3 protein-coding genes are annotated in these 2635 nt (G+C 78.0%); 1 reads left to right on the top strand and 2 read right to left on the bottom strand.

The annotated features are described in order from the left end of the window. The coding region (locus PYV61_RS23860; protein WP_275836376.1) for a hypothetical protein at positions 1-1342 on the top strand (1342 nt) is incomplete at its 5' end. A 7-nt stretch (positions 1343-1349) separates the two neighbouring features. On the opposite strand, the gene PYV61_RS23855 is transcribed toward PYV61_RS23860, so the two are convergent. Together PYV61_RS23855 and PYV61_RS23850 are read right to left on the bottom strand one after the other, a co-directional pair. Beyond that, positions 1350-1670, bottom strand: coding sequence for a tetratricopeptide repeat protein (locus PYV61_RS23855; RefSeq protein WP_275836375.1), 321 nt, complete (start codon positions 1668-1670; stop codon positions 1350-1352). Beyond that, on the bottom strand, positions 1667-2491 hold the full coding sequence (locus tag PYV61_RS23850) for an alpha/beta hydrolase (RefSeq protein ID WP_275836374.1): 825 nt from the start codon (positions 2489-2491) through the stop codon (positions 1667-1669). The genes PYV61_RS23855 and PYV61_RS23850 overlap by 4 nt, the downstream gene beginning before the upstream one ends. Positions 2492-2635: the final 144 nt, after the last annotated feature.

Below are 2635 nucleotides of genomic sequence, written 5' to 3'. Positions count from 1 at the left end.
CTGGGTGGCGCCCGGCGCGGCGGCCATCCCGTCGTCGCGCGGCCGCGCCGCCCGCGTCGCCGTTCGCACCGGGGACGCACGCGAGACCGCGCGCTTCGCGATCCCGCTCGCGGGGCGCCCGCGGGCGCGCGACCGCGAGTGGAGTCCCTGGATCGCCGCCGAGGCGCCGCTCGCCGGCTTCGCGCTGCGCTACCGCGTCGTCCCGCGCTCGGCGGTCGTGCGGCGCGAGCGCGTCGGCCCGTTCGTCGTCGACCTGGTGGCGCGCGACTTCGCGCACGTCGATCCGGCCGGCGAGGGCGGGGCGGAGGTCGCGGCTCAGGGCGTGCTCCTCGTGCGCGACGGCGACGCGCTGGCGGCGCCGCCGGGGGCGCGCACGTCGTACCCGCCGGGCACGCGCGACCACGAGATCGGGGCCGACGTCGTCGTGCTGGTCCCGGGAGGGCGGCCTGCGCTAATCGCGGCCGGCGGGATCTACGGCTACGGCACCCTGCTGGTGGCCGAGGGCGGCCGCGTGGCCGCGACGTCGCTGGAGCGCTCCGACCCGAACCTCCGCTTCCACCCGATCACGAACGACGACGCGCGCTTCCACGCGGCGCGCACGCTCCCGATCGGCGGCCGCGTCGACCGCACCCTGCTCGCCGAGCCCGGCGCGTACGCGATCGGCCAGCGGGTGTTCGACACGCGGACGCTCGCCGTGCGCCCGCTGCCCGAGGACTCGACCGTCGCGTCGGCGTACGAGGCGGTGCCGATCGGCGTCTCCCCCGACGGGCGCGGCGTCGTCCGCCACGGCGAGCGCGGCGAGTCGTCCACGAGCGAGGCGCGGACGCCGGTGCTGGTCGTCGGCGACCTGGAGGCGGGGACGACGTACACGCTGCCGATCGACCGCGCGCGGATGCGCTACGTGGACGTGCCCTCGCTCGACCCGGCGTGGCTGCAGCACCACTTCGAGTGGCGCCGCGGCGACGACGGCGCGCACCGGCTGGCCGAGCGCGCGTCGTTCGTGCCGCTCCCGCACCGCGGCGCGGTCGACCGCAGCTCGTCGGCGTTCCCGGTCTACCGCGTCGTCGGCGCGTCCGCCGCGCTGGCCGACGTCGTGGCCGACGAGGCGGCGCGCGCGCTCGGCGGCGAGCGCCTCCCGCCGGCCGGCTACGGGGAGGTCGCGCGGGTGCGCGTGGGCGAGCGCACGCTCGCCGTGCACCACTACGACGCCGGCGGCACCGTCGAGCTGCGCGGCGAGGGGTGGCCCGACGTGCCGCCGCTGATCGAGCGCGCGGCGCGCGCGGTGGACGCGGTGCTCGCCACGGGCCGCCACGACGCGCTGTTCACCGCGGCGCCCCGCTAGCCGCGCGTCACGCCTCGTCGAGCTCCTCGAGCCGCATCTGCTGCTCGTTCGCCATGCCGACGTGGCCGAAGCGCTGCGACGCCGCGATCCCCTGGCGCAGCGCGTCCCTCGCCTCGTCGGTGCGGCCCAGCGCGGCGAGCGCCTCGGCGAGGCGCGACCAGCCGTTCCCCTCGTCGTCGTAGCTGGCGAGGTAGGTGCGCAGCTGCTCGGCGGCCTCCTCCCACAGCTGCGCCTTGAGCAGCTCGTTGGCGAGGCCGAAGCGCGCGAGCGCGTTCGCCGGCTGCTTGGCGACCATCGCGCGGAAGGTGTCGAGGCGGGGGTTCGTCATTCGCGGGCGAGGAGGCGGGCCACGGAGTCGGCGACGGCGCGCGGCGCGTCCTCCGGCAGGAAGTGGCGCGCGTCGGGGACGACCTCCAGCACGGCCCCGGGCACGTCGGCCGCGAGCCGCTCGGCCACCGCCGGCGGGAGGAACGGGTCGTGCGCGCCGGCCAGCACCGTCGTCGGCATCACGAGGTCCTTGAGCCGCGGCGCCAGCTGCGCCGTCTCGGCGGCGTCGAGCGCCAGCAGGTGCTCCACCAGCGCGTCGCGCCCGTCGGCCGACGCGAACGGCTTGAGGTACTTGTCGATCGAGCGCGCGCCCGACTCCTGCTCGGCGTAGCCGCGCAGCAGCTCGCGCCGCAGGAGCGTGAGCAGGAACGTCGCGGGGAGGTGCCGCGTGAGCGGCAGCATGGCGCGCGCCAGCCGCACCTCGCGCACCGGCCACTCGTCGTACGCCACCGGGTTCACGAGCGCGAGCCGCGCCACGCGCGCCGGCCAGCGCACGGCGAGCGCCTGCGCGACGCCCGCCCCCAGCTCGTGTCCCACGACGCACGCGTAGTTGATCCCCAGCACGTCGAGCAGCTCGAGCACGCGTTCGGCGTGCGCGCGCACGCCGAGCGGGCGCCCCTGCGGCCGGTCGCTGCGGCCGTAGCCGAGCAGGTCGACGACCACCACGCGGTGCCCGTCGGGGAGGGCGGGGACCACGCGCGCCCACAGGTGCGACGAGGTCGGGAAGCCGTGCAGCAGCACGATCGGCTCGCCGCCGCCGCGCGTGCCGGCGGCGTAGTAGTACAGGCGCGCGCCGTTGACGTCGATGAACTCGCCGCGCATGCGGGTCAGCGCGCCGGCTCGCCGGGGAGCACCAGCCCGCAGCAGCCGCAGTACCAGCCGTCGCCCAGCCCGCGCAGGGTCGCGCCGCAGCGCGGGCAGCGGGCGTGGCGCGCGCGGCCGCTCGCGCGCGCCGGCACGCCTCGC

Origin of the sequence: Roseisolibacter sp. H3M3-2 (assembly GCF_029211165.1) — a bacterium.
Lineage (GTDB): Bacteria > Gemmatimonadota > Gemmatimonadetes > Gemmatimonadales > Gemmatimonadaceae > Roseisolibacter.
Note: the sequence above shows the minus strand (reverse complement) of the source record. Positions and strands in the feature narration are given on the sequence as shown.